The sequence below is a fragment of the Ensifer sp. Root278 genome, from assembly GCF_001429285.1.
GTDB lineage: Bacteria > Pseudomonadota > Alphaproteobacteria > Rhizobiales > Rhizobiaceae > Ensifer.
The window spans coordinates 41,680-68,441 of record NZ_LMJJ01000014.1; the positions used below are offsets into that span (position 1 = coordinate 41,680).

Annotated in this window: 25 protein-coding genes; 23 read left to right on the top strand and 2 right to left on the bottom strand. The window is 61.7% G+C overall.

Annotation, left to right across the window (positions count from 1 at the left end; genetic code table 11):
- Positions 1-53 precede the first annotated feature (53 nt).
- The 15 genes from hpaE to ugpC all read left to right on the top strand — a co-directional run bounded on the left by hpaE (position 54) and on the right by ugpC (position 15,018).
- Complete coding sequence (gene hpaE / locus ASE60_RS14300) at positions 54-1,571, top strand: 5-carboxymethyl-2-hydroxymuconate semialdehyde dehydrogenase (protein ID WP_057251230.1); 1,518 nt, start codon at positions 54-56, stop codon at positions 1,569-1,571.
- A gap of 33 nt (positions 1,572-1,604) precedes the next feature.
- Positions 1,605-2,585 (top strand): 3,4-dihydroxyphenylacetate 2,3-dioxygenase, encoded by a 981-nt coding sequence (hpaD, locus tag ASE60_RS14305; protein ID WP_057251231.1) that lies wholly within the window; start codon positions 1,605-1,607, stop codon positions 2,583-2,585.
- Positions 2,586-2,638: 53 nt separating this feature from the next.
- A complete protein-coding gene (locus tag ASE60_RS14310; protein ID WP_057251232.1) occupies positions 2,639-4,075 on the top strand; it encodes a pyridoxal-dependent decarboxylase in 1,437 nt (478 codons plus the stop codon).
- Positions 4,072-4,941 carry a fumarylacetoacetate hydrolase family protein gene (locus ASE60_RS14315; RefSeq protein ID WP_057251233.1) on the top strand — a complete coding sequence of 290 codons (870 nt, stop codon included), beginning with the start codon at positions 4,072-4,074 and terminating at the stop codon, positions 4,939-4,941. Before ASE60_RS14310 ends, ASE60_RS14315 begins: the two co-directional genes overlap by 4 nt.
- Positions 4,942-4,944: 3 nt before the next feature.
- A complete protein-coding gene (gene hpaH, locus ASE60_RS14320; protein WP_057251234.1) occupies positions 4,945-5,748 on the top strand; it encodes a 2-oxo-hept-4-ene-1,7-dioate hydratase in 804 nt (267 codons plus the stop codon).
- An 8-nt stretch (positions 5,749-5,756) separates the two neighbouring features.
- Complete coding sequence (gene hpaI, locus ASE60_RS14325; protein ID WP_057251235.1) at positions 5,757-6,569, top strand: 4-hydroxy-2-oxoheptanedioate aldolase; 813 nt, start codon at positions 5,757-5,759, stop codon at positions 6,567-6,569.
- 123 nt (positions 6,570-6,692) lie between these two features.
- Positions 6,693-6,953, top strand: coding sequence for a ribbon-helix-helix domain-containing protein (locus ASE60_RS14330; RefSeq protein WP_057251236.1), 261 nt, complete (start codon positions 6,693-6,695; stop codon positions 6,951-6,953).
- Complete coding sequence (locus ASE60_RS14335; protein WP_057251237.1) at positions 6,953-7,228, top strand: type II toxin-antitoxin system RelE/ParE family toxin; 276 nt, start codon at positions 6,953-6,955, stop codon at positions 7,226-7,228. Before ASE60_RS14330 ends, ASE60_RS14335 begins: the two co-directional genes overlap by 1 nt.
- 120 nt (positions 7,229-7,348) lie before the next feature.
- A complete protein-coding gene (gene pepT / locus ASE60_RS14340; protein WP_057251238.1) occupies positions 7,349-8,581 on the top strand; it encodes a peptidase T in 1,233 nt (410 codons plus the stop codon).
- A 58-nt stretch (positions 8,582-8,639) separates the two neighbouring features.
- Positions 8,640-9,572 carry an AraC family transcriptional regulator gene (locus tag ASE60_RS14345; RefSeq protein ID WP_082615857.1) on the top strand — a complete coding sequence of 311 codons (933 nt, stop codon included), beginning with the start codon at positions 8,640-8,642 and terminating at the stop codon, positions 9,570-9,572.
- Between the two features lie 229 nt (positions 9,573-9,801).
- Positions 9,802-11,079, top strand: a complete 1,278-nt coding sequence (locus tag ASE60_RS14350) for a sugar ABC transporter substrate-binding protein (RefSeq protein ID WP_082615858.1) — start codon at positions 9,802-9,804, stop codon at positions 11,077-11,079.
- A 92-nt stretch (positions 11,080-11,171) separates the two neighbouring features.
- Positions 11,172-12,032: a sugar ABC transporter permease gene (locus tag ASE60_RS14355; protein WP_057251239.1), complete on the top strand. Its 861-nt coding sequence runs from the start codon at positions 11,172-11,174 to the stop codon at positions 12,030-12,032.
- A complete protein-coding gene (locus tag ASE60_RS14360) occupies positions 12,032-12,853 on the top strand; it encodes a carbohydrate ABC transporter permease (RefSeq protein WP_057251240.1) in 822 nt (273 codons plus the stop codon). Before ASE60_RS14355 ends, ASE60_RS14360 begins: the two co-directional genes overlap by 1 nt.
- A gap of 32 nt (positions 12,854-12,885) precedes the next feature.
- On the top strand, positions 12,886-13,932 hold the full coding sequence (locus ASE60_RS14365; RefSeq protein WP_057251241.1) for an NAD(P)-dependent alcohol dehydrogenase: 1,047 nt from the start codon (positions 12,886-12,888) through the stop codon (positions 13,930-13,932).
- Positions 13,933-13,935: 3 nt separating this feature from the next.
- Positions 13,936-15,018: a sn-glycerol-3-phosphate ABC transporter ATP-binding protein UgpC gene (gene ugpC, locus ASE60_RS14370; protein ID WP_057251242.1), complete on the top strand. Its 1,083-nt coding sequence runs from the start codon at positions 13,936-13,938 to the stop codon at positions 15,016-15,018.
- A gap of 10 nt (positions 15,019-15,028) precedes the next feature.
- Here the strand turns inward: ugpC and ASE60_RS14375 are convergent, their stop codons facing one another.
- Positions 15,029-16,177, bottom strand: coding sequence for a hypothetical protein (locus tag ASE60_RS14375; protein ID WP_057251243.1), 1,149 nt, complete (start codon positions 16,175-16,177; stop codon positions 15,029-15,031).
- 554 nt (positions 16,178-16,731) lie between these two features.
- On the opposite strand from ASE60_RS14375, the gene ASE60_RS14380 reads away from it, so the two are divergent.
- The 5 genes from ASE60_RS14380 to ASE60_RS14400 all read left to right on the top strand — a co-directional run bounded on the left by ASE60_RS14380 (position 16,732) and on the right by ASE60_RS14400 (position 21,318).
- Positions 16,732-17,037 carry a hypothetical protein gene (locus tag ASE60_RS14380; protein ID WP_057251244.1) on the top strand — a complete coding sequence of 102 codons (306 nt, stop codon included), beginning with the start codon at positions 16,732-16,734 and terminating at the stop codon, positions 17,035-17,037.
- A 263-nt stretch (positions 17,038-17,300) separates the two neighbouring features.
- Positions 17,301-17,681: a hypothetical protein gene (locus tag ASE60_RS14385; protein WP_057251245.1), complete on the top strand. Its 381-nt coding sequence runs from the start codon at positions 17,301-17,303 to the stop codon at positions 17,679-17,681.
- A 110-nt stretch (positions 17,682-17,791) separates the two neighbouring features.
- On the top strand, positions 17,792-18,466 hold the full coding sequence (locus ASE60_RS14390; protein ID WP_057251246.1) for a response regulator transcription factor: 675 nt from the start codon (positions 17,792-17,794) through the stop codon (positions 18,464-18,466).
- Positions 18,463-19,920, top strand: coding sequence for a HAMP domain-containing sensor histidine kinase (locus tag ASE60_RS14395; RefSeq protein WP_057251247.1), 1,458 nt, complete (start codon positions 18,463-18,465; stop codon positions 19,918-19,920). The genes ASE60_RS14390 and ASE60_RS14395 overlap by 4 nt, the downstream gene beginning before the upstream one ends.
- Before the next feature lie 144 nt (positions 19,921-20,064).
- Positions 20,065-21,318 (top strand): adenylate/guanylate cyclase domain-containing protein, encoded by a 1,254-nt coding sequence (locus tag ASE60_RS14400; RefSeq protein WP_057251248.1) that lies wholly within the window; start codon positions 20,065-20,067, stop codon positions 21,316-21,318.
- A 55-nt stretch (positions 21,319-21,373) separates the two neighbouring features.
- Here ASE60_RS14400 and hutC read toward each other — a convergent pair whose 3' ends face one another.
- Complete coding sequence (gene hutC, locus ASE60_RS14405) at positions 21,374-22,147, bottom strand: histidine utilization repressor (protein ID WP_057251249.1); 774 nt, start codon at positions 22,145-22,147, stop codon at positions 21,374-21,376.
- Between the two features lie 639 nt (positions 22,148-22,786).
- On the opposite strand from hutC, the gene repA reads away from it, so the two are divergent.
- From repA to repC, 3 genes are all read left to right on the top strand, one after another.
- Positions 22,787-23,986 carry a plasmid partitioning protein RepA gene (gene repA, locus ASE60_RS14410; protein ID WP_057251283.1) on the top strand — a complete coding sequence of 400 codons (1,200 nt, stop codon included), beginning with the start codon at positions 22,787-22,789 and terminating at the stop codon, positions 23,984-23,986.
- Between the two features lie 3 nt (positions 23,987-23,989).
- A complete protein-coding gene (repB, locus tag ASE60_RS14415; RefSeq protein WP_057251250.1) occupies positions 23,990-25,003 on the top strand; it encodes a plasmid partitioning protein RepB in 1,014 nt (337 codons plus the stop codon).
- 156 nt (positions 25,004-25,159) lie between these two features.
- Complete coding sequence (repC, locus tag ASE60_RS14420) at positions 25,160-26,392, top strand: plasmid replication protein RepC (protein ID WP_057251251.1); 1,233 nt, start codon at positions 25,160-25,162, stop codon at positions 26,390-26,392.
- Positions 26,393-26,762 lie beyond the last annotated feature (370 nt).

The window sequence follows — 26,762 nt, forward strand, 5'->3', positions numbered from 1 at the left end:
CCCCAAAGCACAGCAGCGCGCGGCGAAAGTCTGCGCCAGCATCGGAGAACACCATGTCCAAGCTCGATGAAAACCTCGCCAAGGCGGAAAGCTACCTCGCCCGCTTCAAGAGCGAAGGCGTGCTCAATCACATCAACGGCGAAGCGATGCCGGCACTTGACGGTGAGACTTTCGAAACGATTTCGCCCGTTGACCTGAAACCGCTTGCGAAGATCGCCCGCGGCAAGGCTGCCGACATCGACCGGGCGGCAAAGGCCGCGAAAGCTGCTTTCGCCGAATGGGCCGCTATGCCCGGCGAAACGCGCAAGAAACTGCTGCACAAGATTGCCGACGCGATCGTTGCCCGCGCCGAAGAGATCGCCTTTGTCGAGTGCATGGACACCGGACAACCGCTGAAATTCATGGCCAAGGCGGCGTTGCGCGGTGCCGAGAACTTCCGCTTTTTCGCCGACCGGGCGCCTGAAGCGCGCGACGGCAAGGTGCTGCGTGGCGGCAATCAGATCAACATGACGACACGCGTGCCGATCGGCCCGGTCGGTATCATCACCCCCTGGAACACGCCGTTCATGCTGTCGACCTGGAAGATTGCGCCTGCGCTTGCCGCCGGCTGCACGGTCGTGCACAAGCCGGCGGAATTCTCGCCGCTGACGGCGCGGCTGCTGGTCGAGATCGCCGAGGAAGCCGGCCTGCCGAAGGGCGTGTGGAACCTCGTCAACGGCTTCGGCGAGGATGCCGGACGCGCACTCACCGAGCACCCCGACATCAAGGCGATCGGCTTCGTCGGCGAAAGCCGCACCGGCTCGATGATCATGAAGCAGGGTGCCGAGACGCTGAAGCGGGTTCATTTCGAACTCGGCGGCAAGAACCCGGTGATCGTCTTTGCCGATGCCGATCTCGAGCGCGCCGCCGATGCGGCGGTCTTCATGATCTACTCGCTGAACGGCGAACGCTGCACCTCGTCCTCACGCCTGCTGGTCGAGGACAGCATCTACGAACGCTTCACCGGGCTCGTCGCCGAAAAGGCGAAACGCATCAAGGTCGGCCATCCGCTCGATCCGGAAACCGTCGTCGGCCCGCTCATCCATCCGGTGCATGAGAAGAAGGTATTCGACTATATCCGCATCGGCCGAGAGGAAGGTGCTACTGTTGCCGCCGGCGGCGAGAAGTTCGCGGGGCCTGGCGGTGGCTGCTACGTCACCCCGACGCTCTTCACCGGCGCCAACAACCGCATGCGCATCGCCCAGGAGGAAATCTTCGGGCCAGTACTGACGGCGATCCCGTTCAAGGACGAGGCAGACGCGCTGGCGCTTGCCAATGACGTACAATATGGCCTCACCGGTTATCTCTGGACCTCCGACGTCACCCGCGCCTTCCGCTTTACCGATCACCTCGAAGCCGGGATGATCTGGGTAAACTCGGAGAACGTGCGCCACCTGCCGACGCCGTTTGGCGGCGTCAAGAGCTCGGGCATCGGCCGCGACGGCGGCGACTGGTCGTTCGATTTTTATATGGAAACCAAGAACATCGCCTTTGCCAGCTCGGCGCATGCGATCGCCAAGCTTGGCGGTTGAGCGCGCTGGCAGAAAAATCTGGAGGAGACATCAATGCCCTTGCCGAAACCGAACCTCTACCCGCCCTTCAACATCGTGCGGCTGAGCCATGTGGAACTCGCCGTCACCGATCTCGCAAGATCGCGCGCCTTCTATGTGGACGTGCTGGGTCTGCAGGTCACCGACGAGACGGCGGACACGATCTATCTCAGGGCCATGGAGGAGCGCGGCCACCATTGCATTATCTTGAAGAAGGCGGCGACTGCCGAGGCCCGCGACCTGGGGTTCAAGGTCTATGGCGAGGAGGATCTCGAAAAGGCCGCGCATTTCTTTGGGGCCAAGGGCCTGCCTGTCGAGTGGATCGAACGCCCCTACCAGTCGCGGACCTTCCGCACCCGCGACCCGCAGGGCATCTCGCTCGAATTCTATTCGAAGATGGACCGCTTGCCGCCGATCCACCAGAAGTATGCGCTTTATCGCGGCGTGAAACCGCTGCGCATCGACCACTTCAATTGCTTCTCGCCCGATGTCGATCAGGCGGTCGCCTTCTACAACGAGATCGGTTTCCGGGTAACGGAATACACCGCCGACGAGGAGACCGGACGGCTCTGGGCCGCCTGGACCCATCGCAAGGGCGGCGTGCACGACATCGCCTTTACCAACGGCCGCGGACCGCGGCTGCACCACACCGCGTTCTGGGTGCCGACGCCGCTCAACATCATCGACCTGCTCGACCTGATGTCGACCTCCGGCTGGCTCGCCAATATCGAGCGCGGCCCGGGCCGACACGGCATCTCCAATGCCTTCTTCCTCTATGTGCGCGATCCGGACGGCCACCGCATCGAGATCTACTGCTCGGATTACCAGACGGTCGATCCCGATCTCGAGCCGATCAAATGGGACCTGAAGGACCCGCAGCGCCAGACGCTCTGGGGTGCGCCGGCACCGAAATCCTGGTTCGAGGAAGGCAGCGCGTTTGCCGGTGCCGAGACACGGGACTCGATCCTGAAAACCCAACCGATCATCGCGCCCTGACAGTTGGCAACAGGGATCGGGTAGGGCCAAGAGAGCAGGACGGGAGGAAGCAGATGGATCAGAAGACTTTTGGAGAATGGTCGCTAAGGGCAGCGCAGTGGGGTGCCGACTATCGAGCATCACTGCGCGACCGGCGAGTGCGTGCCCAGACGGCACCGGGTGCGATCGCCGCGCAGATACCATCGCGTCCGCCGCAGACGGGCGAGGACATGGAAGCGATCTTCGAGGATTTCGAGAAGATCATCCTGCCGGGCATGACCCACTGGCAGCATCCGCGGTTCTTCGCCTATTTCCCGGCGAACGCCGCACCCGTCTCCGTCGTTGCGGAATACCTGGTCACCGCCATGGCGGCGCAGTGCATGCTCTGGCAAACCTCGCCGGCGGCGACCGAGCTCGAAACGAAAGTGCTCGACTGGCTGCGCCAGGCGATCGGCCTGCCGGAGGGCTTCTCCGGGGTGATCCAGGATTCGGCCTCTTCGGCGACGCTCTCGGCCGTCCTTGTCATGCGCGAGAAGGCGCTTGGCTGGAACGGCAACAAGAAAGGCCTCGCAGGCCAGCAGCATCTGCGCATCTATTCCTCTGACCAGGTGCACACCTCGATCGACCGGGCGATCTGGGTGTCGGGCATCGGCGAGGAAAATCTCGTACGCATCCCGGCTAAGGGACCGCGACGCGCGATGGATGCGAGCGCGCTGGAAGCAGCCATCCTCAGGGATAAGGCGGCGGGGCTGCTACCCGCGGGCGTGATCGCCTGCACCGGCGGGACGAGCACCGGCGCCTGCGACGACATCGCCGAGGTGGTGCGCATCGCGCACGCGCATGGTCTCTACGTCCATGTCGATGCCGCCTGGGCGGGTGCCGCGATGATCTGCGAGGAATTCCGGGAACTCTGGGTCGGCGTCGAGAAGGCGGATTCGATCGTCTTCAACCCGCACAAATGGCTAGGCGCCCAGTTCGACTGCTCGGCGCATTTCATCCGCAGCCCGGACGATCTGGTCAAGACGCTGGCGATCCAGCCGGAATATCTGAAGACCCATGGCCGCGACGGCATCATCAACTATTCCGAATGGACGATCCCGCTCGGCCGGCGCTTCCGGGCGTTGAAACTCTGGTTCCTCTTGCGGTTCCACGGGCTCGCCGGTCTGCAGACGATGATCCGCAATCACGTGCGCTGGTCCGAGCGCCTCGCGGAGCGGCTCGCCGAACACAGGGATTTCGAGATCGTCACTCAACCCATGCTGTCGCTGTTCTCTTTCCGCCACCGCACCACCGGAGATGCGGACGCCCACAACATTGCTCTCGTCAATGCGATCAATGACGATGGCCGCATCTACCTGACGCAAACCCGCGTCGACGGCCACGTGGCGATCCGGTTCCAGGCTGGTCAGTTCGACATGACCGAAGAGGATGCCGACACCGCCTTCGAGGTCATCACCGAAGTCGCCGGTGCGCTGAACAAACATCGGAACGGAACGAAAGCCGCCCTATGACCCACCCCCGACTTGTCACCTTTTCAGCCGGCGAAAGACGGGGCTACGGCCTCGTTTCCGGAAGTGGTCTGATCGATCTTTCCAAGCGATATGCGTCGACCTGGCCGACGTTGCGCGAGGTGATCGAAGCAAGCGCGCTCGTTCGCCTTGCCGACGAGGCAGGCGGGCTGCCGGCAGACATTTCGCTCGATGACATCCGCTTTGAGATCCCGGTGCCGGCGCCGGAAAAAATCATCTGCGTCGGCGTCAACTTCCCCGACCGCAACGAAGAGTACAAAGACGGCCAGGCGGCACCCTCCAACCCGTCGCTGTTCATCCGCTTCCCGCGCTCGTTTACCGGGCACGGGCAGCCGCTGATCCGCCCGCCGGAAAGCCCGCAGCTCGATTATGAAGGCGAGATCGTCATCGTCATCGGCAAGGGCGGCCGTCGTATTCCCGAGGCGTCAGCACTCGACCACATCGCGGCTCTTTCGCTCTGCAATGAGGGCACGATCCGCGACTGGGTGCGCCACGCCAAGTTCAACGTCACGCAGGGCAAGAACTTCGACCGAACCGGCTCGATCGGCCCCTGGCTGGTGCCTTTCACCGATGAGGCACAGCTTGCCGATATCAGGCTCGAAACGCGGGTAAACGGCGAGGTGCGGCAGCAGGACCGCACCAGCCGGATGATCTTCTCCTTTCGCAAGATCATCAATTACGTCTCGACCTTCACGACGCTGGTTCCCGGCGACGTCATCGTTACCGGCACCCCCACTGGCGCTGGCGCGCGCTTCGATCCGCCGGTCTGGCTGAAACCCGGCGACATCGTCGAGGTCGAGGCCGAAGGCATCGGCACGCTCATCAACCCGATCGCCGACGAGGCCTGACCCATGCTCGACAAGATCCAGATCGAGGCGGCAGCGACCGCCCTCGACACCGCCGAGCGCGAGCGCGTCCAGACCGGACTACTCTCGCTCAAGCACCCCGAGATGACCATGGACGATGCCTATGCGGTGCAGGCCGCGTGGATAAGGCAGAAGATTGCCGCGGGCCGGCGGGTGATCGGCTGGAAGATCGGCCTTACCTCCAAGGCGATGCAATATGCGCTCAACATCGACATTCCCGATTCCGGCGTGCTGTTCGACGACATGCTGTTCGAGGACGGTGCGCGCATCCCCGGCACCCGCTTCATCCAGCCGCGCATCGAGGCCGAGATCGCGTTCGTGATGAAGGCGCCGCTTACCGGTCCCAACGTCACGGTTTTCGACGTGCTGAATGCGACGGATTACGTGACGCCGGCGCTCGAAATCCTCGACACCCGCATCCTGCGCGTCGATCCGGAAACCAAGAAGGCACGCACCATCGTCGATACCATCTCCGATAACGCCGCCAATGCCGGCATCGTGCTCGGCGGCCGGCAGATGCGGCCCGACGCGGTCGACATGCGCTGGATGGGCGCAATCGTCTCACGCAACGCCGAGGTGGAGGAGACGGGGCTCGGCGCTGGCGTGCTCAACCATCCGGCCCGCGGCATCGCCTGGCTCGCCAATCGTCTCTCGCTTTACGGGGACCGGCTCGAGGCCGGCCAGATCGTGCTTGCCGGTTCCTTCATCCGCCCGGTCGAGGCCCGCCATGGCGATACCATCGTCGCCGATTTCGGACCATCCGGCACCGTCAGCTGCTTCTTCGAATAGGAACGACCATGCCCGCTCCCCGCAATCCGTTCAAACAGGCTCTCGCCGAGAAACGCACGCAGATCGGGCTGTGGCTGGCGCTCGCCAATCCCTATACCGCGGAGGTCTGTGGCGGCGCCGGCTTCGACTGGCTGCTGCTCGATGCCGAGCACGCCCCGAACGACGTGCCGCTTCTGGCGGCACAGCTTCAGGCACTCGCAGCCTCGCCAAGCCACACGATCGTCCGGCCGCCGATCGGCGAAACCTGGATGATCAAGCAGATCCTAGATATCGGCGCACAGACGCTGCTGATACCGATGGTCGAAAGCGCCGAACAGGCTCGCGCGCTGATGCGCGCCGTGCGCTATCCGCCCCACGGTGTGCGCGGTGTCGGCGCGGCCCTTGCGCGGGCGTCCGCCTTCAACCGCATCCCGGATTACCTGCAGACGGCCAACGACGAGATCTGCCTGCTGCTGCAGATCGAAAGCCGCGCCGGCCTTGCCGCCCTTGACGAGATCGCCACGATCGATGGCGTCGACGGCATCTTCATCGGCCCGGCCGACCTTGCTGCCGACATGGGTTTCCTCGGCAAGCCCGGCGCGCCGGAAGTACAAGAGGCAGTCGAAGCGGCGCTGCTGCGCATCCAGTCGCACGGTAAAGCGGCCGGCATTCTCACGTCCGATCAGACGCTCGCACGGCGTTACCTCGAGCTCGGCGCCACCTTCGTCGCCGTCGGCAACGACGTCAGCCTGCTGGTCGGCGCAACGTCTAAACTGGCCGCGGAGTTCAGGGGGGCCAAAGGTGATGCCGGAGCAGCGGGGCGATTGGGCGGTCCGTATTAATCTTGCCGGCAGCGGCACCGAATGCGAGCAGGCGCCCGATATCCCGACACCACCGGAACGCTGAACATCGTCGACTTAATCAGATTTAATCGCTATGATTAAGTTCGATCAATGGAGATGCATATGGAAACGAAAGTACTGACGGCGCATGTTCCATTGCCGCTTGCGGAAAAGGTCGACCAGCTCGCCGCCCGCCTGGAAAGACCGCGCGGCTGGATCATCAAGCAGGCGCTTGCGGCCTGGGTTGACCAGGAAGAAGAACGACGCCGTTTGACGCTCGAGGCGCTCGCCGACGTTGATGCCGGAGGCGTCATCGATCACCAGTCGGTCCAGGCCTGGGCCGATAGCCTCGACAGCGACACGCCGCCTTCCGTTCCGCAATGATGGAGCTGAAATGGACGAAAAAGGCGCTGTCCGATCTGGCGCGCCTTTTTGAGTTTCTGGCACCAGTCAACAGAAAGGCTGCGGCGCGAACCGTCCAATCCTTGGTTGCCGCTCCGACCCATCTGGTCGAGCAGCCCCGACTCGGCGAGCGGCTGGACGAATTCGCACCCCGCGAAGTTCGCCGCCTGCTCGTTGGTCATTACGAGATGCGTTATGAGATTGACAAGACAACGATCTACATCCTCCGCATCTGGCACACACGCGAAGATCGTTGACGCATCGACATCAAGTGAGCGCGACGCGCTCCGTCGCTCAATTCATCATAGATTCCGATTTTGAGAATTCATGCGGCGGGAGTATAGCGATTCCACGCCCACCAGCATTGGATCCCGCCCATGACCGATACCGTTCTCGACCGCTTCCTTCGTTACGTCGTCATCGACACCCAGTCCGACCCGAAGTCGAAGACGCAGCCTTCAACGGAGAAGCAGAAGAACCTCGGCCGCGTGCTCGTCGAAGAATTGCTCGCCATCGGTCTTAAAGACGCGCATCTCGACGAAAACGGTTATGTCTACGCCACCATTCCTTCGAACGTGGACAGGCCAGTGCCGGTCATCTGCTGGTGCTCGCATATGGACACGGCGCCCGATTTCACCGGCACCAATGTCAAACCGCAGATCCTCAGCAACTACCAGGGCAGCGACATCCGGCTTGTGGGTGACCCGCAGCAGGTTATCCGCGTCAGCGATCACCCGGTTCTGAACGACCAGATCGGCAACGACATCGTTACCACCGACGGCACGACGCTGCTCGGCGCCGACGACAAGGCCGGCCTCGCTGAAATTGTCACGGCTGCACAGATCCTGGTCGACAATCCCGACATTAAGCACGGCACGATCAAGCTGCTCTTCACCACCGACGAGGAGATCGGCCGCGGCGTCGACAAGGTCGATCTGAAGAAGCTCGGCGCCGACTTCGCCTATACCGTCGACGGCGAGACGGCCGGGCATATCGAGGACGAGACGTTTTCCGCCGATGGCGTCGAGATCATCATTCACGGCGTTGCCATCCATCCCGGTTTCGCCAAGGACAAGATGGAGAATGCCATCAAGATCGCCGGCACGATCATTAGCCGGCTACCTCGTGACGTATCACCGGAGGGAACAGAGGGCCGAGATGGCTTCGTGCATCCGACCGGTGTGACCGGCTCCATGGACAAGGCGCAGCTTGACTTCATCGTGCGCGATTTCGACGAGGCCGGCTTGGCCAAGAAGGAGGCCATGCTCGAGGCGATCGTCAAGGACGTCATGACCGCTTTCCCGGGCTCGACCTACAGCTTCGAGGTCAAGGAACAGTATCGCAACATGAAGGCAGTGCTCGACCGCAATGCGGAAATCGTCGAGAACGCCATCGAGGCGATCCGGCGCGCCGGCATGCAGCCGGTGCGCGGCAGCATCCGCGGCGGCACGGACGGCTCGCGGCTCTCCTTCATGGGCCTGCCCTCGGCCAACCTTTTTGCCGGCGGTCATGCCTTCCACTCGCCGCTCGAATGGGTCAGCCGCCAAGACATGGAGCGGAGTGTCAAGACACTCGTCGAACTAGCGAAGATCTGGGCGGAGCGCGCCTGAGGCAACAACCTCTGCGAAGGGAGACAACGATCGGCATTTCGCGAACAGAGATCGGGCGATGAGTGCGGCGCGAGGCTCGAAACGGCCGCCGGCCAAGCCGGCTTCGCTGGCGACCAATCCGCCGACCTTCGAGCACATCGTCACCGGCGTCAACGAGACGTTTTTATGGCGTCTCGACAACTATCCCTGGGAACGGAACGTCTGGAACTTCCATCCGGAAATCGAGATCCATCTCATCCGGAAAGCCTCTGGCCTTGCCTTCGTCGGCGATCACATCGGCCAGTTCGATCCGGGCTACCTGACGGTCATCGGCAGCAATCTGCCGCATGACTGGGTGACGGCGACCGAGCCCGACGAAATCATCGAAGGTCGCGACATCGTCATCCAGTTCCATCCGGACCGGATGCGCGAGATCACCGACGCCTTGCCGGAGTTTGCCGAGCTCGAGGCCTTTTTTGCCCGCGCCGAACGCGGACTGGTATTTCACGGTGAAGCCCGCGCCGAGGGCGCGGATCTGATCGAACGCATGGGCAGCCTTCAGGGGTTCTCCCGCTTCTCGCTGTTCATCCAGCTCCTCGATCTTCTCGTCAACACCGAGGAATACGAGCTGCTCTCCTCGCCGGAATTCGCGCCAGAGCTCGACCAGCAATCGCTCGACGTGCTGCGCGGCGCTCTGGCCTTCATCTACGAGAACATCGCAACCGATATCCATCTGGCCGATCTCGCCAGGCGCGCCGGCATGAGCGAGACGGCCTTTTCCCGCTTCTTCAAGAAGAACACCGGCAACACCTTTACCGACCACGTCAACAAGCTGCGGATCTGGCAGGCTTGCAAGCTCTTGGCCGAAACCGACATGCCGATCACCGACATCTGCTTCGAGGTCGGATACCTCAACATCTCCAACTTCAACCGCACCTTCCTGCGCCAGCACAAGATGACGCCGTCGGCCTATCGACGGCTGACGGGACAGCGCCGTCCGGCACGCTTTTAGGGTCGGCTCCCGAACGCAGACGATGAATCCTTGCGTTTGCTGCACCGCAAATAGCTGATGATGGGTAGAATTACGCAAGAAAGTACAGATTAGCCGCATCGAGCGCGCTAGCTCGGTGCGTCATTGCGCCTATCATCAAGACCAGCGAAACGGTTCGCTATCGGGAAGAGCGCGTTGGATCTGAGGAGTTTCCGGCGCGTATCGCAAAGACCTTGGGGAGGTCCTTCACATGACAAAACCAAAGACGCTCGTTTCGAGCATCGCCTTCGCATGCCTTCTTTCCACCGGCCTGACGACACTGGCGGTCGCTGCCGAATGCTCCGACACGATCAAGGTGCTGGCCCAGCCGCGCGACGGCCTGACGCTGCTCGAAGACTACAAGTCCGAATTCGAGAAGCTCTCCGGCGGTGCATCCTTCGAGATCGACTATCTCAACGAAAACGACCGGCGCGCCAAGACCAAGGCCGACGCTTCGACCATCGGCAAGTACAACGTCTATTACATCGACGAGGCCAACGTCGCGCTCTTTGCGTCCGCCGGCTGGGTCGCGCCATTGATGGACTACTATCCTGCAGACTACGACTATGCCGATTTCGATCCCGGCCGGCAGAAGGTCGCGACCTATGACGGCAAGGTCTGGTTTGCGCCGATCACCGGCGGCGGTGACCTCATGGTCTACCGCAAGGACCTGCTCGAAGCGGCCGGCATCGCGCCGCCGAAGACGCTCGACGAATACATCGCCGCGGTGAAGAAGCTCAATCAACCGGACCAGGGCATCTATGGCACGGCACTGCGCGGCCAGCGCGGCTCGGGCGCCAATGTCTGGCGCTGGATGCCATTCTTCAAGGGGTTCGGCGGCAACTGGTTCGACGGCAAGACGCCGGTCTTCGACGGCGAACAGGCAGTCAAGGCGACCGAGACCTATCTCGAACTGTTCAAGTACTCGGCACCGGGCAGCCAGACCGGCGGCTGGGACGAGGCAGTCGGCGCCTTCACCTCCGGCCAGGTGGCGATGCTCATCGAATCCACCCCGCTCGTCGGCATGGCGATCGATCCGAAATCCTCGAAGGTGGCGGGCAAGGTCGGCTACCTGCCGCCTCCGGCACCGCTGACGGGCGGCGGCTACGGCCATGGTCTCGCGATCGGCGTGAAGGCCAACAAGGACGAGGCCTCCAAGACATGCGCCGGTCTGTTCATCGCGTGGGCGACCTCCAAGGAAAACGAGGCGCGGCGGCTCGAGGCCAATCAGTTCAGCGAGCTCAACCGTACCAGCATCATGACCAGCCCGAAATTCGCCGAGCTCTACGGCCCCGATCTCGGCCAGGCGCTGGCCGAGACCGGCAAGCTCACCGCCGTCAATTTCTGGCAGAGCCCGCAATGGCCTGACCTCGGCGACCGTTGGGGCATCATCCTGGAAGAGCTGATCACCGGAACGCGCAGCGACATCAAGGAAGGCCTCGACGAGCTCGACGGCTTTGCCAAGGACCTGGTTGCCCGCAGCCAGTAAGCCGTTTCCTCCCAAGGGCCATCGGCCGGCGAAGCCGCGCCGGTGGCTCGCACCATCGGGGGCGTTCCACGCCCAGCCGTAGGACGTCTCACATGAAGCAGAAAAACAGCCTGCCGGCGGTGTTCCTCACCCCGGCCATGGGGATCCTCGCCGTCCTGGCCCTCGTGCCCACGGCCTATGCGATCTACATCTCCTTCCAGAACCGGGAGCTCAGCCGTCCGGACGGCAGCCTCATTGGCCTCGCCAACTACATCGACCTGTTCTCGGATCGCCGTTTCATCAACGCCATCGGCGTCTCCCTGACCTGGGAAGCGGTGACCGTCGGCATGACGCTTCTGATCGCCGTCGGCCTCGGCATCCTTCTGTTCGAATGCGTCTCGCCGCGCACGCGCAATCTGCTGGCGCTGCTCTTCCTCGTGCCAGTGATCCTGCCGCGCGTTTCGGCCGCCTTCGTCTGGAAATTCGCCTTTCATCCGCTCTATGGCATCGCCACCTATCCCTACAAGGCGATCACAGGCCAGCCGCTCGACCTGCTCTCCAATCCAGCAACCGCACTTGCGACCGTCGCGCTGGTTGACGTCTGGCAATGGGGCCTGTTCTTCGCCGTCATCGTGCTGAAGCTGCTGGAAACGCTGCCGCCGCAGCCCTTCGAGGCGGCACGGCTCGACCACGCCCGCACCTGGGAGATCTATGCCTTTATCGCCTTGCCGATGCTGAAGGCGCCGCTGATCTCGCTCGCCTTCGTCAAGATGATCGAGTCGCTACGCGCCTTCGACTTGATCTACGTCATGACCCGCGGCGGCCCTGGCATCGCGACCGAAACGCTCGACATGTACGCCTTCTCGCAAGGCTTCATCGAGTCCGGCCGCATCTCCTATGCCTCCAGCATGGCCGTGCTGATGATGATCGCCACCTCGATCGCCTTCACCTTCATCTGGAAGAGGGTTCAGTGATGACTGCCCACACTCTTGGCCGCCTCATTGGCCGATTGATCCTCGCCCTTGCCGCTTTCTCCGCCGTCTTTCCGATGTTCTGGACGGCGCTCAACGCCTTCAAGAACCGCGTCGACATCGTCACGCCGACACCGCTGTTCATCTTTGAGCCGACGCTCGACAACTTCGCCTACGTGCTTGGCCGTGAAAGTGTCTTTGCCGGCCTCGTCAACTCGCTCTTGATATCAGGCGCTGCGGTTCTGATCGGTGCCATGCTCGGCCTGCCGGCGGCTTATGCGATCGCGCGCTATCCCAACCGCTGGTCCCGCGACATCCAGTTCTTCGTGCTGTCGCTGCGCTTCCTGCCGCCGGTGGCGATCGCCATTCCGCTGATGGTGATCTGGCTCGACTTCGGGCTTTACGACACGCGCCTGTCGATGATCGTCACCTATTCGCTGCTGACGCTTGCGACCATCATCTGGCTCAGCGTTCCGGCCTTCGCCCGAGTGCCGAAGGAAGTCGAGGAAGCCGCCCGCGTCGACGGTTATGGCCCCTATGCGATCTTCTTCCTCATCGCGCTGCCGATAGCGCTGCGCTCGCTCATCGGCGCCGTCGCCTTCGCCTTCGTGCTCGTCTGGAACGAGTTCCTGATCGCACTGATGCTGACGACGTCGGACGCCAAGACCCTGCCGATCGTCGCTTCGGAACTGACCCAGCTCGGCCGAGACGTGCCCTGGGGCATTCTCAACGCCTCCGTCGTGCTTCTGTCCATCCCGCCGCTGCTCTTCATCGGGGTCTTAAGCGGCATGCTCAACAGCGCCTTCAAGCGCAAGACCCAATGAAACCCGAGACTGGAAAAACAAGGAAATCCTTCATGCAAGCGTTGGTCCTCGAGCAAAAAGGCAAGCTCGCGCTCAGGGAGATCGATCTCCCGCTGGAGCTCGGCCCGGATGACGTCAAGATCGCTATCCACACAGTCGGCGTCTGCGGCAGCGACGTGCACTATTACACCCACGGCGCGATCGGCCCCTATGTGGTGCGCGAACCGATGGTGCTCGGGCACGAGGCGGCCGGCACCGTCGTCGCGGTCGGCAGCAATGTCGAAACGCTTGAAGTCGGCGACCGCGTCTGCATGGAGCCGGGTGTTCCCGATCTTTCGTCTCGTGCCTCAAAGCTCGGCATCTACAATGTCGACCCCAAGGTGCGTTTCTGGGCGACGCCGCCGGTGCACGGCGTGCTCGCCCCCTTCGTCGTCCATCCCGCAGCCTTCACCTACAAGCTGCCGGATAACGTCTCCTTTGCCGAAGGCGCGATGGTCGAACCTTTCGCCATCGGCATGCAGGCCGCCGCCCGCGCCCGGATCGCACCGGGCGATGTCGCTGCCGTCATCGGCTGCGGGCCGATCGGCATCATGGTGGCGTTGGCAGCCCTCGCCGGCGGCTGCAGCCGCGTCTTCATCTCCGATTTCAGCGCCGAGAAGCTGGCGATCGCCGCCCAATATCCGGGCATCATCCCGGTCAACATCGCTGATCGCGCCTTTGCCGACGTCATCGCCACCGAGACCGGCGGCTGGGGCGCTGACATCGTGTTCGAAGCAAGCGGCAGTGCCAAAGCCTTTTCGGGGATCTTCGATCTCGTTCGACCGGGCGGCGCCATCGTGCTGGTCGGTCTGCCGGTCGAAGCCGTCCAGTTCGACGTGCCGGGCGCGATCTCGAAGGAGGTCCGCATCGAAACGGTGTTCCGCTACGCCAATATCTTCGACCGCGCGTTGCAGCTGATCGCATCGGGCAAGGTCGACTTGAAGCCGCTGATCACAGACACGTTCCGGTTCGAAGACAGCATCAAAGCCTTCGAGCGAGCCGCATCAGCCCGGCCAACCGACATCAAGCTGCAGATCCTCATGGACAGCGGGAAGGATTGAGCCATGGCGAACATCGTCTGCTCCAGCGTTGACAAGCAATATGGCGCCGTCGACGTCATCACGGATTTCAACCTCGATGTGGCCGATCACGAGTTCATCGTGTTTCTCGGTCCTTCGGGCTGCGGCAAGTCCACACTTCTGCGCATGATCGCCGGTCTTGAGGATATTTCCGGCGGCACCGTGTCGATCGGCGGGCGGACGGTCAACGACCTGCCGCCACGCGACCGCGGCGTCGCCATGGTTTTCCAGAACTACGCGCTCTACCCGCACATGACGATCTACGACAACATCGCCTTCGGACTGAAGCGAATGAAGGTGCCGAAGGCGGAGATCGACACGCGCATCCGTGCTGTGGCTGCGACGCTGGGGCTCGAGCCCTATCTCACCCGCAAGCCCACAGAGTTGTCCGGCGGACAACAACAACGCGTCGCCATCGCCCGCGCCATGATCAAGACGCCGCGGGTCTTCCTCTTCGACGAACCGCTTTCCAATCTCGACGCCAAGCTTCGCAACCACATGCGCGTCGAGATCGCACGGCTGCACCAGAAGCTGAAGACCACGACCATCTATGTGACGCACGACCAACTGGAGGCGATGACGCTCGCAGACCGCATCGTGCTGATGAAGGGCGGTGCGATCGAACAGGTCGGAACGCCGGCCGAAATCTACGAGCGCCCGCGCACGCTCTTCGTCGCCGGCTTCATCGGCACGCCCAACATGAACTTCATCGACGTCACCACCGAGAAGACCGAAGGCGGATGGCTGCTGCGCAGTGCCGGCGGTAACTTCTCGATCTCGGATGGAAAGTTCGCCCTGCGCCATGGCCAACCGCTGGTGCTCGGCATACGGCCGGCGGATCTGAAAATCGCCGAGGCCGGCGCCAATCGCATGTCAGGTATTGCCGATCTCGTCGAGTTTCACGGCAATGACGCGTTGGTGACCTTCCTTTTTGCCGGCAAGGAAATCGGCGCGCTGGTCAAGGCCAGCGCCTGCCCGAAACCGGGCGACGCTGTCACCTTCGCGGTCGAGCCCGAAGGTCTCCACCTCTTCGATCGGGAAAGCGGCATCTCCCTGCTGAAATCCTGAGACGCCTTCGTCAGTTCGGATTTGCAAATGAGGCGGCCCGGAGCGGTCCGGCCGTCATCAGCGTAAAATCGAACGGCGCGCGGACGTCGGCATCAAGCACATATTGCCGGTGGACCCGAAGAAAATCGCCCTTGATCCTGCGATAGCGTTCCGGTGAAAGCATGTGCTTTAGCCGTATGAAGACGATCGGTGGCTGGGGCGCATCATGGTGCCCGGCCAGTGCCACGACCTGGCACCGGTAGAAGTTGATCGCATCGGTCAGGCATTGGACGTCGAACCAGAAGATGTCCTTCACACGGGCGATCGCGCCGACGCGCGCCCGCAAGACCTCGGCCGAGCGAAGCAATGCGCATTGCAGGATCGCGCCGCCGAGCGTGACAAAGACGACCCGCTTTCCCGCAAACAGGCTCGGCTCCCTTTCCACCAAAGTGCCGATCACCTGAGTGGCGATGCTTGAGCCCATGCTGTGGGAGCTGATGACGTATTCGTCGGCCGGCTCGCTGAGTGCCGCCCGCACGGACGCCAGGTTATCCTCAACCCACTGCTGGAAATAGGGTTTTTCCAGGCTGGCGACCGCGACGGCCAGCTCCCAATCGGAAAAAAGGTGCAGCGTATGCCACCGGTCCGACCAGGGAAGAAAGAGCCGGAAGAAGGCCATATGGGCAACGATTGCGCTTAGGATCAGAAGGGATGTGTCAAGCGCAAGCCAGTAGGGCGCGGTGACGATCAGCACGCTCAGAGCGAGCGCGATTGCCACCAGCAGGAATGGGAAGAGGAAGAACAACCCGAAGCGCCATGCATGCCTGAAGTAGGAAAAAGCACCACCTTCCCAGACGACGCGCGCGGCACTCGAATATCCCGCAACCATTCTGCGCAGCGTCGACCGGCCGTTCAGGCTTTTGACGATTTCGTCGTGATCGAATACATAGACGCGGCTCGACGTTTGCCAGTCGGCACCTTGACTGTCGACATCGAAGTAGCGGCTTTGCCCTTCGGTCTGTACCGGTCCCACCTCGACCTCGAAGTCCTGAAGCTTGGCGGTCTTCACCGCCGATCGCTTGTAGCGCGCCTGGTGCCTGACGGCATCCAAGGGCTCAAAGCCCGGAAAGTGCAGCACGATACGTTTCGTGACGCGCCCGGAGGGTTTGTCGTATGACAAGTGGATGATCTCTCGAAAGGCGCAAAACGCCCGCCCCTGCCTCCCCGAAAAGGAGGCGGAAGCGGGCGCTCGGTGAGCGCCGGGTGGTCCCAGCCTGCGGGAAGAGGTCGACAATCTCGGTGTCGAGAATATGGCCGAATGAAACGATACAACGGTGTTGGCAAGATTTTTTTGACGCAGCCGATCCGAAACGCGACCTTCCGCCGGTACTGCGGAGGCGCTGCCTGAAAACGCCACTATGCTCCAGCCTCTATGGGTTCTTTATGCCCCGCACCTGACTTCCCAAGCGATTTCCTACCTTGGTTCGAGCTAACAGGAGGCGGCGCGAACCCCGATGGCTCCGCCTTCTTAGCGCCGTTTTTCGATGGCTTGAGACGCGCCGTGCCGCCGGGAACATCGCCGGCATGCGGTACGTGTTATCTTTGCAATATGCGGCCTGGTTGCAGCGGTGGGTAGACGCCCATCGCGCCCCGCGTGGCAACGACGAGAGAAATGCATAGACGCCTCGGCACCGGTCCTCCCCGGTTCCGGAATGTCTCACGACGAGCAAGACAATGAAATTCACGAACGGGTTCAAGCCCAGCCCCAAGACCAGCCGCCGATTGCCGACGGAATACTTCATTCTGGCGGATATCGCATTTGAGGGCGCCGTGATCGGCTCCCTTGCCGGCAGGCCCATACGGGAAGCGGTAAGGGATGGCAGCGGCCTTTGCTATCGCTTCGTCGGCGTGGCTCCGCGGCTCGCGGGTGGCGGCTTTGACGTGTTGTCGCTTCGCTCCGGCGAGTGGATCGTGGAGCCCGGCCTTGTTTACGCAGCCGATACGGCCACATCAAAGAAAGAAGCGAATCTGGCCGCCTGAGCTGCACCGCCTCGCGGTCAGGAAGCCACCCAGTTCACGGCTCTTTTCCGGCAGGCGTCAAACATCTCCGCGATCTGACGCTGGCTTGTCTGCGGGCCACACGCCGCCCTCCCGCAATGTCCCTGTAATCTTGCCCCTTTAGCAGCGGATTGTCGCCGCCTCGACCCGAAATAACAATCGGGCATGCGGCAGGTCAAAGCACGACCGCAGGTTTTGTGCGTCCGGGTGGACGCCTGGCGATGCGGGACAAACCGGGATCCGTCATGTTCTTCAGCAAAGGGCGCCGCGCCCTCGCATGTTTTGCCGCTACCGCGCTGCTCCTCGCCGGCTGCGCTTCCGACACCATGAAAACCTATATCGGCCAGCCGGTCGAATCCGTCATCATCGACTACGGTCCGCCGACGAACATTCTTGATCTCAGTTGGAACGAACGGGCCTATCAATGGCGCAAGATCTCGACGAATGTCGTCTCCGGCACATCGAGTGGTGAAATCAAGGACACGCGCCGAGGAATGCGCTACGAGGAATACTCGACGCCGGGCTACGTCGAAGAGCAGGAATGCTTCTATACCTTCTACGCGCGCATGCAGCAGGGCCGCTGGTACATCACCAATTTCCGCCAGCCGAAGCTGGAATGCGAGTGATGGCTTCAACCTCACTGGCGAGGCGGATGGAATTCGTTGTAAGTATTTGAATTTGTGTATGTTTTCATTGAGTAACCTGCTCAGGAAGACCTGCAATCGGGAGAACTGGCATGCGCATCCTGCTGCTGGAAGACGAGCCGGAGATGGCCTCGGCCCTGAAGGCGGCGCTGGAGCGGCGTCAGGTGATCGTCGATCACGTTGCGACGCTGGCCGATGCCGAAGCCGTCGCCGAGCTCTGGCCCTATGACGTCGTCGTGCTCGATCGCCGTGTGCCGGATGGCGAGGGCCTGGACCTCATTCCGAAGCTGCGCGGCCTCGGTGTCGGCGCGCCCGTATTGATGCTGACGGCGTTGGGGTCGATCAACGACCGCGTCGCCGGGCTCGATGCCGGTGCCGACGACTATCTGTCCAAGCCGTTTGCCGTCGAAGAACTGATGGCCCGGCTGCGGGCGCTCGCCCGCCGCCCCGTCTCATTGAAAGCCGAGCAGACCAAGGTCGGACGCCTGATCTACGACTTCCATCACCGCGAAGCGGCCGTGGACGACAAGCCCCTCGATCTCCTGCGCAGAGAACGTCTTGCGCTCGAAGCCTTGATGCGTCGACCGGGCCGAACCGTGCTCAGGGCGACATTGGAGGAATCGGTCTACGCCATGGAAGACGAGATCGAATCCAATGCGCTCGACTCGCATCTTTCACGCCTGCGCCGGAAGCTCGATGATGTCGGTGCCGGCGTCGAGATCAGGGCCATCCGCAACCTCGGCTATCTCCTGCGCGCAACGACATGACGAAGGCTCGGCCCCGCTCGCTGCAATGGGTGCTCGTGCGCCGCCTCATCCTGCTGCAGGCGGCAACGCTGTTTGTCTTTATCGGCCTGCTTTTCGTGGCATTGTTCATCGTCCAGCCGCGCCTCCTCGTCGACAATGAAGCGGCGGTGGATGTTCTCGACCGCGCCGTCGGGCGCGATGCGAGCGGCGCGTTGATGGTGCGTGAGACCGAAGAGCTGCGCGAGCTACGCCAGGCCCACCCCAATCTCTGGTTCATCGTCCGCGACGACGCCGGTCAGTTTCTCCGACAGGGAAACGTTCCTCCTCCCTATGACGAAAGGGGCGGCGACCTGCTCCGACGTGTGGAGGGCGCGAAGCTGCTCTTCGATGATGGCGGAACGCTACCGGACGCGGTCCTCCACAACGCCGACACCGACGCCGGCCGCGTTCAGATCATCACCTCGACCGTTGCTTCGCGGCGCGACGATGGCCCGCTGGACGTGCAGATCAGCATCAATGTCGACATGGCACGCGACCTCGACGGCACGACGACCTGGACCGAGGTCGTACCGATGATTGCGCTGCTCATCCTCTGCTTCCTGCTGCCGATCGTTCTGGTCATGGGTGTGACCACATTGGTCACGGCACCGGCCGTCGTTCGGCGTTCCTTGGCGAGCCTCATATCGACCGCTGACCAGGCCGGCCGCATCGATATCGACAATCGCGCGGTTCAGCTCGAAACCGAACAGGTACCGACCGAGATCGCCCCCTTGGTGCGGGCCTTCAACAAGGCTCTGGCGCGGCTCGGCGAGGGATATGACCAGCGCAACCGCTTCCTCACCGACGCAGCGCACGAATTGCGCACCCCGATCGCGATCCTCAGAACCCGTGCCGAACTTCTGCAGGAAGCCCCGGAAAGCGCCCGCCTGAGGCTGGATATCGAGCGTCTGTCCCACCTCGCCCAACAGCTCCTCGACCGGCAGGTGCTCGAGCATGCCGGCGGCGCACTCGAAGTGGTAGACCTTGTTGCGCTCGCAAGAAACATCGCCGCCGACTTTGCGCCGTTGGCGTTCGAAGCAGGCTACGAGCTGGCGTTCGAAACCGAGGTGCCGGAGGCCCGTGTCAGCGCTCGGCCACGCCAGATCGAGCAGGCTGTCGCCAATCTCTTGCGCAACGCCATCGAACATGGCGGCGGCACCGGCACGATCACCGTGCAGGTAAATGCCGCGGGCGGGTTGGAAATCCAGGACGAGGGCCCCGGAATTCCTGTCGAGGAACGCGAGCGCGTATTCGAGCCTTTCTATCGCTTGCGTCCACGTTCCACCGGCGCCGGTTTGGGGCTCAATCTGGCACGGGAGATCGCCCGTCTGCATGGTGGCCGTGTCGACATCCTTGCCGGCCCGTGGCAGGGGGCCCGCGTCCGCTTGCACTTGCCGCTTCTCGACGGGAGCCACTTGGCGCACCAATCGGCGTGAATGCGGACGTAACTATCCCCTTTTCTCAAAAGCTATCGGCTTCCCCCTTATCAAGGCGCCGCCGATGCTCCACATTTGCAGCGATACATCGCGAACGTTCGCCGGAGGAACGGCTGAGCGTTCTACCAGCATGGAGAATTGCAAATGCAGATATCTTCGCAGCCCCCCTCCCCGTCGATCGAAGGAGAAAGCTGGCCGGCTCGGCGCCGGAGCGTGCTCGACTGGCTGATCATCGAAACCCGCAACGAGCGGTTTATCGACAATATCCTCGTTGACATGTGCGAAAGGCTACAGGCGGTCGGTGTCCCGGTTGCGCGCGCAACGTTGCATTTCCGGATCAACCACCCGCAGTGGCTGGGTGCCCGCATTCTGTGGCGCAAGGGCCTGGCGGAGGCCGAAATCGATCTCTACGACTATGGGACCCAAAACACCGCGCTCTACCTCAACAGCCCGCTCTATGTGATCAACAACGGCGGCACCGAGGTTCGCACGAACCTGGAAGCCCTGACGGAAGAGCAGTCTCAAAACTCCCTCTATGCCGACCTGAAGGCCGAAGGCCTGACCGAGTACATTGCCTGGCCGCTCGAACACACGCTGGGCAAACGCCATGTCGTGACCTTCACCACCGACCGAAAGGGCGGCTTCGAGGATGAGCACGTCGGCCTTCTCTCGGATCTTCTACCCGCCCTGGCGCTCGTCAGTGAAATCCGGCTGAAGAACCGGTTCGTGCGCACGCTGCTCGAAACCTATGTCGGCCCGCATGCCAGCGAGCAAATCCTCGCCGGCGCCACGACACGCGGCAGTGGCGTCACCGTCGGTGCCGCCATTTTGATCTGCGACCTGCGCGACTTCACGAAACTCTCCGACCTGTGGCCGCGCGACGACGTGATCGATCTGCTCAATGGCTATTTCGACGCCATGTCGGAGCCGATCGAACGGCACGGCGGCGAGATCCTCAAGTTCATGGGTGATGGGCTGCTGGCGATCTTTCCGCTCAGCAATGCCAATGCTGCCGAAAACCTGCTGCTGGCGATCCGTGAGGCGGAAGCGGCGATCGCTCTCCTCAACAAGGACAACGTCCAAAAAGGCCGTGAGCCCCTTGGCTACGGAATCGGCGTCCATGTCGGCGACGTGATGTACGGCAATATCGGCTCGCGCCGTCGGCTGGACTTTACGGTGATCGGCCCCGCGGTCAACATCGCCTCGCGGTTGGAGAGCCTGACCAAGGAAACGAAGCGGCCGGTGCTTCTGTCGCGGGCCTTCGTCGAACTGGCCGGTTGCGCATCCAGCATGGAGCATCTCGGCTCCTATCCGGTCAGGGGCATTGGCGAGCCGATCGAGGTCTTCGCCTTTTCCGGCAACGGCCCAGCCCCTGTCTTGCGCGTGGTTGGAGAATAGCCAGTTGTCCGCGGACAACTGGCATGTTGCCAGCCGGTAGCGGAGCGTTAGCCGGCTATCCGATCGGACTCGGCGCGAACTGAGCGACGAGTTCGTGGCGATCACCGGGATAGGTCAGCCGCACATGCGTGACCGGCGCACGACCGCTCCAGGTGCGGCGTTCGATGACCAGGCAGGCGGTGCCGGTCGAAATGTCGAGCGCCTGCGCCGCCAGTTTGTTCGCCGCAACGGCGCGAATGCGGTGTTCGGCCGTGCTCCACGGCACCTTGCCAAGCAGCCACGAACCGGGTGCGGCGGCCTCAAACAATTCCGCCTCCGCCTCGGGCACCGCCGCTAAGCTGATGAGGCGTTCTTCGAAGCAAAAGGGACGCCCACCGGCAAAATGCCGGCACGTTACATCCAGCAGCCTCGCCGATGTCGGAAGATCCAGGCGTTCGAAGTCCCGGCTCTCCACCTTGCGAACCTTTCGCTCGTCCAGCTGAAAACTATAGTCGAGCCCCAGAGATTGGACTTCGAGCTTGACGTCATGGATTTCCATGACCGCCGACTGTACCTGCGGAAACGTAACGTAGCTGCCCGACTTGCGTCGCCGCTCGATCAATCCGCGCTTGACCAATTCGGTCAGCGCCTTGTTCACGGTCATTCGCGAGCAGTCATACTGTTCAGTCAACTCGTGTTCGAATGGAATGCGGTGACCCGGCGGCCACTCCCCGGAGAGGATGCGTCCTTCCACATCCCCGAGGATACGCTGATGCAACGACAAGGGCTGTCCTTGGCTATTATCGTCGGGCTGATCGTTCGAAACGGTTCGGTCTTGCTTGGTGTCCATGACACCGAACTTAATCATTTCCCGGCGGTGAAACAGCCCTTCTCTCGCTGTTTCGCGCTTTTCCACCATGGCGGCGGATGCCGCGATACACCTGTGTTGACAGGTGTCAACAGCTGCAGCGGCAAACACCTCGCCGCCTGATGATCAATAAAGGAGATGCCAGGGCGTCAGGAACGCACGCGCCCATTCCTGATTGCGGTCAGACTCATCGCAGTCCGGCTTTTCAACCGGAGCCGTCCCGACCTCCACTCGCGATTGCCGTGTCGCCTTCGGTGGCGGCGGCGCCAGATAACCGAGGGTCATTCCACCAAGATAGAACATAGCGAACCTTCTCGCGTCACGTCTCTGATAAACACAATCGTGACACAATCCGCTCATCTGTCAATAGTCTATAAATTCTATACTCTATTAGAGCTTCTCGTCTCGACCGGAAAATGACCCGCCAAGCTGTGGCAACCTTCACCACGAAGTCGCAGTTGTCCGCGGACAACCGGCCGCGATCCCGGCTTCATTCGCAGCCAAATCAGGGCCTTGGGTATAGATCGCTATGCATTTGTAAAACCGAACCGAATCGGAGCATAGTGCATCTGCGCATATTGTTCCGATATGACGATTTTTGCGCAGTTTTCGGGGAACCCAATGTTGCAACAGAAAATTCAAGGTCACGACGAACAGGAGCATCTGCCGACGCTTCTGGCTGCCGATGCTTTGGAACTGGCGCATCAGCTGCAGCAGCATCAAAAGAAGATCTTCCCTCCGCAAGCCCAAAAGGCGATGCGCCTCTTCAGCCCTGCCGAAGCGGCCGCCTTCATTGGAATCGGTGAAGGCTACCTGAGGCAGGTGGCCTCAGAGGGCCACGGCCCGGCGCCCTTGTCAAACGGTCGGCGCATGTACGCCGTTGAGGACATCGAGCGCATCCGCCGCGTTCTCGACGAAGGCGGCAAATCCGGGAAATACGTCCCGCACCGCCGCGGCGACGAGAAGCTTCAAGTCATATCGGTCATGAATTTCAAGGGCGGGTCGGCGAAGACGACGACATCTGCCCACCTTGCCCAATATCTGGCCCTCCGCGGCTACCGGACGCTCGCGATCGACCTTGATCCGCAGGCTTCGCTTTCCGCCCTCTTCGGCCACCAGCCGGAATTGGACGTTGGTGAGGGCGAAACGCTTTACGGCGCGATCCGCTACGACGAGCCGCGACCGATCGCCGACATCGTCCGTTCGACCTACACGGCCAACCTTCACCTCATTCCCGGCAATCTCGAGCTCATGGAATTCGAGCATGAGACGCCAAAGGCAATGATGGTAGGTGGCGCTGCCGAAACCCTCTTCTTCGCGCGCATCGGCGACGTATTGGCGGAAATCGAGAGTTTCTACGATATCGTCGTCATCGACTGCCCGCCGCAACTCGGCTTCCTGACCATGTCGGCGCTCTGCGCCGCCACATCCGTTCTCATCACCGTGCATCCGCAGATGCTCGACGTCATGTCGATGTCGCAGTTCCTGTCGATGACGAGTGAGCTGATGAGTGTCGTCGAGAAGGCCGGAGGGCGCACAAGTTACGACTGGATGCGCTATCTCGGCACGCGTTTCGAGCCGAATGACGGTCCGCAGAGCCAGATGACCGGCTTTATGCGCGCCATTTTCGGCAACCGCATGCTGCAGAACGCGATGGTGAAGTCGACGGCTATCTCCGATGCCGGCGTGACGAAGCAGACACTCTACGAAGTCGAGCGCTCGCAATTCGTCCGCGGCACCTACGACCGCGCCATGGATTCGCTGAACCAGGTCAATGGCGAGATCGAAGAACTGATCCGTCAGGTTTGGGGGAGGAAGTAATCCATGGCCCGTAAGAATCTGATTGGAATTGCGGACGACACGGCCGGAAACGACGCTGAAGCGGCTCTCGAACGCCTGGCAACAGCCCGGCCGATCGCCGGCCTGAGTGTCGGGACGCGGCCAGCAAGCGCCGTCGGCGGCATTACGCGGTCCCTGTCGAATATCACCCAGAAAGTTGAGCGCGCCCAGGAATTGGAGCGCCAGCTTGCCGAAGGACTGACGATCGTCGATCTCGACCCTGCGCTCATCGACGCCTCTTTCGTCGTCGATCGTCTCGAGATCGGAGCAGATGCACAATCCGCTCTAGCAGAACAGATTCGCGAGCACGGACAACAGGTTCCAATCCTCGTGCGTCCGCATCCGGATGCCGAAGGGCGCTACCAGGTTGCCTACGGTCATCGCCGATTGGCAGCCGCACGCGAGCTTGGCAGCAAGGTCCGCGCGGTTGTCCGCGATCTCAGCGACGAACAGTTGGTCGTCTCTCAGGGGCAGGAGAACAACACTCGCACGGATCTGTCCTTCATCGAGCGATCACTCTTCGCCACGCGCCTTGAGGATCGCGGCTTCTCCCGCGAGATCATCATGTCCTCGCTTGGCGTCGACAAGGCCGCACTTTCAAAGATGATTTCCGTCGTTCGTCGGCTACCGACCGCCCTGATCGAGGCGATTGGGCCGGCGCCGACGATCGGTCGGCGTCGTTGGTTCGAGCTCGCCGACCTTCTGGACCAGGACGGAAGGGCCGAAGCTGCAGACGTCTTTGTCAAAGAAAAACAATTTCAGACGGTCGGGAGCGATCAGCGTTTTGATGCGCTTTGTGCCTTCCTGAGCGCCTCCAAGGCGCGCGCCAGAGCCATCTCGTGGGTGGCGCCCGACGATACAACCCCGGTCCGGATCCGTGAAACGGATGGCGAAACGACGCTGTCCTTCAGCAGGAAGAAGGCCCCGGGCTTTGCAGATTTCGTGAGGCAGAGGCTCAAATCTCTGTACCTCGAATACCAAGAGGAAACAGGAGACTAAACAGAGCAAAAGAAAAAGGCTTCCGAACGACTAGCGCTGCGGAAACCCTTCTCTCGTGTAGCAACTAGAGAATCCCATTTCCGCGAATCGGTGTCAAGAGTTTTCAACGTCGTTTCGGCGAACGAATTTCTTTTGCCTTGAAAAAGGTGAAGACAAATGGATTGTGGGATTGTCACGACGCCCTTCGGGCGGCGGGCGATGTCGCTTGGGATGTTGGCGCACCAACTTTCCAGCGCTTCGGCCGTCGACGAAGGCAAGGTCGATAAATGGAAATTGTTTCGAACGGTCTGCGCCGCCAAGTCGAACCTTGGCGTTTCCGATCGCTCTCTTGCCGTCTTGAACGCATTGCTGTCGTTCTACCCGAAGACGGAACTCGAGGCAGCCGACGGTCTCGTCGTGTTTCCCTCCAACGCTCAGCTTTCCCTGAGAACACACGGCATGGCCGAGACGACGCTCCGGCGGCATCTCGCCACCCTGGTCGAGGCTGGCCTCATTTTCCGGCGCGATAGCCCCAACGGTAAGCGTTACGCTCGCCGTGACCGCAAGGGAGCGATTGGCCAGGCATTCGGGTTCGACCTTGCACCGTTGCTTTCTCGCGCGGCCGAGTTCGAAGCTGAGGCTGCTCGTCTGGAAGCTGACCGGCGTTACCTTCAGATGATGCGCGAACGCATGAGCCTCTGCCGCCGTGACGTTGCAAAGCTGGTCGATCTGTTGCGCCTATCTGATGTCGCCTACGCTGAAGAGGCCGAAGCGCGCTGCCAGGCCGTCTCTATGTCCCTCTCGCGCAAGCCCTCCATCGCCGAAATCGAGCGCCTCCTCCCTGTTCTTGCCCTGCTGCAGGACGAACTGACTAATCGTCTGGAAAATCTACTGAAAACACAAAATACGGCTGCCAATGAACGCCAAAATGAGCGGCACATACAGAATTCAGAATCCGATTATCTTTCTGAATCTGAACCGGCTGATGAAAGACTTGGGGTGGAATTTTCGCGCAAAGCTTCGACGGAAGTGCTGCCGGTCGGCCAAAATGCGAGTGGTCTATCTGCAAATATCGAAGCTGCGCCGCTGCCACTCGTATTGAAGGCCTGCCCGCAAATCCGCGACTACGGCCCATCCGGTCGTATCGACAACTGGCGCGATCTCCTGACAGCCGCCACAGTCGTCAAAAACATGCTTGGGATCAGCCCTGACGCCTACAACGATGCCTGCGCCACTCTCGGACCGGAAACGACCGCCACCGTGCTTGCGTGCCTTCTGGAGCGGGCTGAGCACATTCATTCCGCCGGCGCCTATCTGCGTGACCTGACGCGCCGCGCGAAGAGCCAATCCTTCGCTGTCTCGGCAATGCTGTCGGCACGGCTACGCGCCCAGGCTTCGGTCGTTGGATGAATGGAGGACAGCCATTTGAAGGCAGCTGAGTGCGATGTTCTGATGTAGCCGTTACTTCTCTCGCCGATCGAAGCGAGCTTGTATAAGGCAACCAAATGCGGGAAACTGGGTGTGCAGGGATTCGTTGATATCTTTGGGATATTGTAGTGCTCAGGATTCAATTTGAGTCTCCCGCCATCTCCTCGATAACATTGTTGTTTTTGTCCCTTTTGGAAAGAAAAGGGGCGTTTGCTTCCGTCGCCCGGACGGCTTTGGGAATGGCCGGATGATCCGCTAGCGCGGGTTTTGCCGATGGCTCTCTACGATTGGAAACAGCTGCCTGCGAAGACGGCTCCACTGGTTAGGTTTCGAACGTTAGTGGGGCCGGAAG

Coding starts and splice junctions, on each gene's coding strand:
- hpaE (WP_057251230.1), top strand. CDS start 54: ATGTCCAAGCTCGATGAAAACCTCGCCAAGGCGGAAAGCTACCTCGCC.
- hpaD (WP_057251231.1), top strand. CDS start 1,605: ATGCCCTTGCCGAAACCGAACCTCTACCCGCCCTTCAACATCGTGCGG.
- ASE60_RS14310 (WP_057251232.1), top strand. CDS start 2,639: ATGGATCAGAAGACTTTTGGAGAATGGTCGCTAAGGGCAGCGCAGTGG.
- ASE60_RS14315 (WP_057251233.1), top strand. CDS start 4,072: ATGACCCACCCCCGACTTGTCACCTTTTCAGCCGGCGAAAGACGGGGC.
- hpaH (WP_057251234.1), top strand. CDS start 4,945: ATGCTCGACAAGATCCAGATCGAGGCGGCAGCGACCGCCCTCGACACC.
- hpaI (WP_057251235.1), top strand. CDS start 5,757: ATGCCCGCTCCCCGCAATCCGTTCAAACAGGCTCTCGCCGAGAAACGC.
- ASE60_RS14330 (WP_057251236.1), top strand. CDS start 6,693: ATGGAAACGAAAGTACTGACGGCGCATGTTCCATTGCCGCTTGCGGAA.
- ASE60_RS14335 (WP_057251237.1), top strand. CDS start 6,953: ATGGAGCTGAAATGGACGAAAAAGGCGCTGTCCGATCTGGCGCGCCTT.
- pepT (WP_057251238.1), top strand. CDS start 7,349: ATGACCGATACCGTTCTCGACCGCTTCCTTCGTTACGTCGTCATCGAC.
- ASE60_RS14345 (WP_082615857.1), top strand. CDS start 8,640: ATGAGTGCGGCGCGAGGCTCGAAACGGCCGCCGGCCAAGCCGGCTTCG.
- ASE60_RS14350 (WP_082615858.1), top strand. CDS start 9,802: ATGACAAAACCAAAGACGCTCGTTTCGAGCATCGCCTTCGCATGCCTT.
- ASE60_RS14355 (WP_057251239.1), top strand. CDS start 11,172: ATGAAGCAGAAAAACAGCCTGCCGGCGGTGTTCCTCACCCCGGCCATG.
- ASE60_RS14360 (WP_057251240.1), top strand. CDS start 12,032: ATGACTGCCCACACTCTTGGCCGCCTCATTGGCCGATTGATCCTCGCC.
- ASE60_RS14365 (WP_057251241.1), top strand. CDS start 12,886: ATGCAAGCGTTGGTCCTCGAGCAAAAAGGCAAGCTCGCGCTCAGGGAG.
- ugpC (WP_057251242.1), top strand. CDS start 13,936: ATGGCGAACATCGTCTGCTCCAGCGTTGACAAGCAATATGGCGCCGTC.
- ASE60_RS14380 (WP_057251244.1), top strand. CDS start 16,732: ATGAAATTCACGAACGGGTTCAAGCCCAGCCCCAAGACCAGCCGCCGA.
- ASE60_RS14385 (WP_057251245.1), top strand. CDS start 17,301: ATGTTCTTCAGCAAAGGGCGCCGCGCCCTCGCATGTTTTGCCGCTACC.
- ASE60_RS14390 (WP_057251246.1), top strand. CDS start 17,792: ATGCGCATCCTGCTGCTGGAAGACGAGCCGGAGATGGCCTCGGCCCTG.
- ASE60_RS14395 (WP_057251247.1), top strand. CDS start 18,463: ATGACGAAGGCTCGGCCCCGCTCGCTGCAATGGGTGCTCGTGCGCCGC.
- ASE60_RS14400 (WP_057251248.1), top strand. CDS start 20,065: ATGCAGATATCTTCGCAGCCCCCCTCCCCGTCGATCGAAGGAGAAAGC.
- hutC (WP_057251249.1), bottom strand. CDS start 22,147: ATGGACACCAAGCAAGACCGAACCGTTTCGAACGATCAGCCCGACGAT.
- repA (WP_057251283.1), top strand. CDS start 22,787: ATGTTGCAACAGAAAATTCAAGGTCACGACGAACAGGAGCATCTGCCG.
- repB (WP_057251250.1), top strand. CDS start 23,990: ATGGCCCGTAAGAATCTGATTGGAATTGCGGACGACACGGCCGGAAAC.
- repC (WP_057251251.1), top strand. CDS start 25,160: ATGGATTGTGGGATTGTCACGACGCCCTTCGGGCGGCGGGCGATGTCG.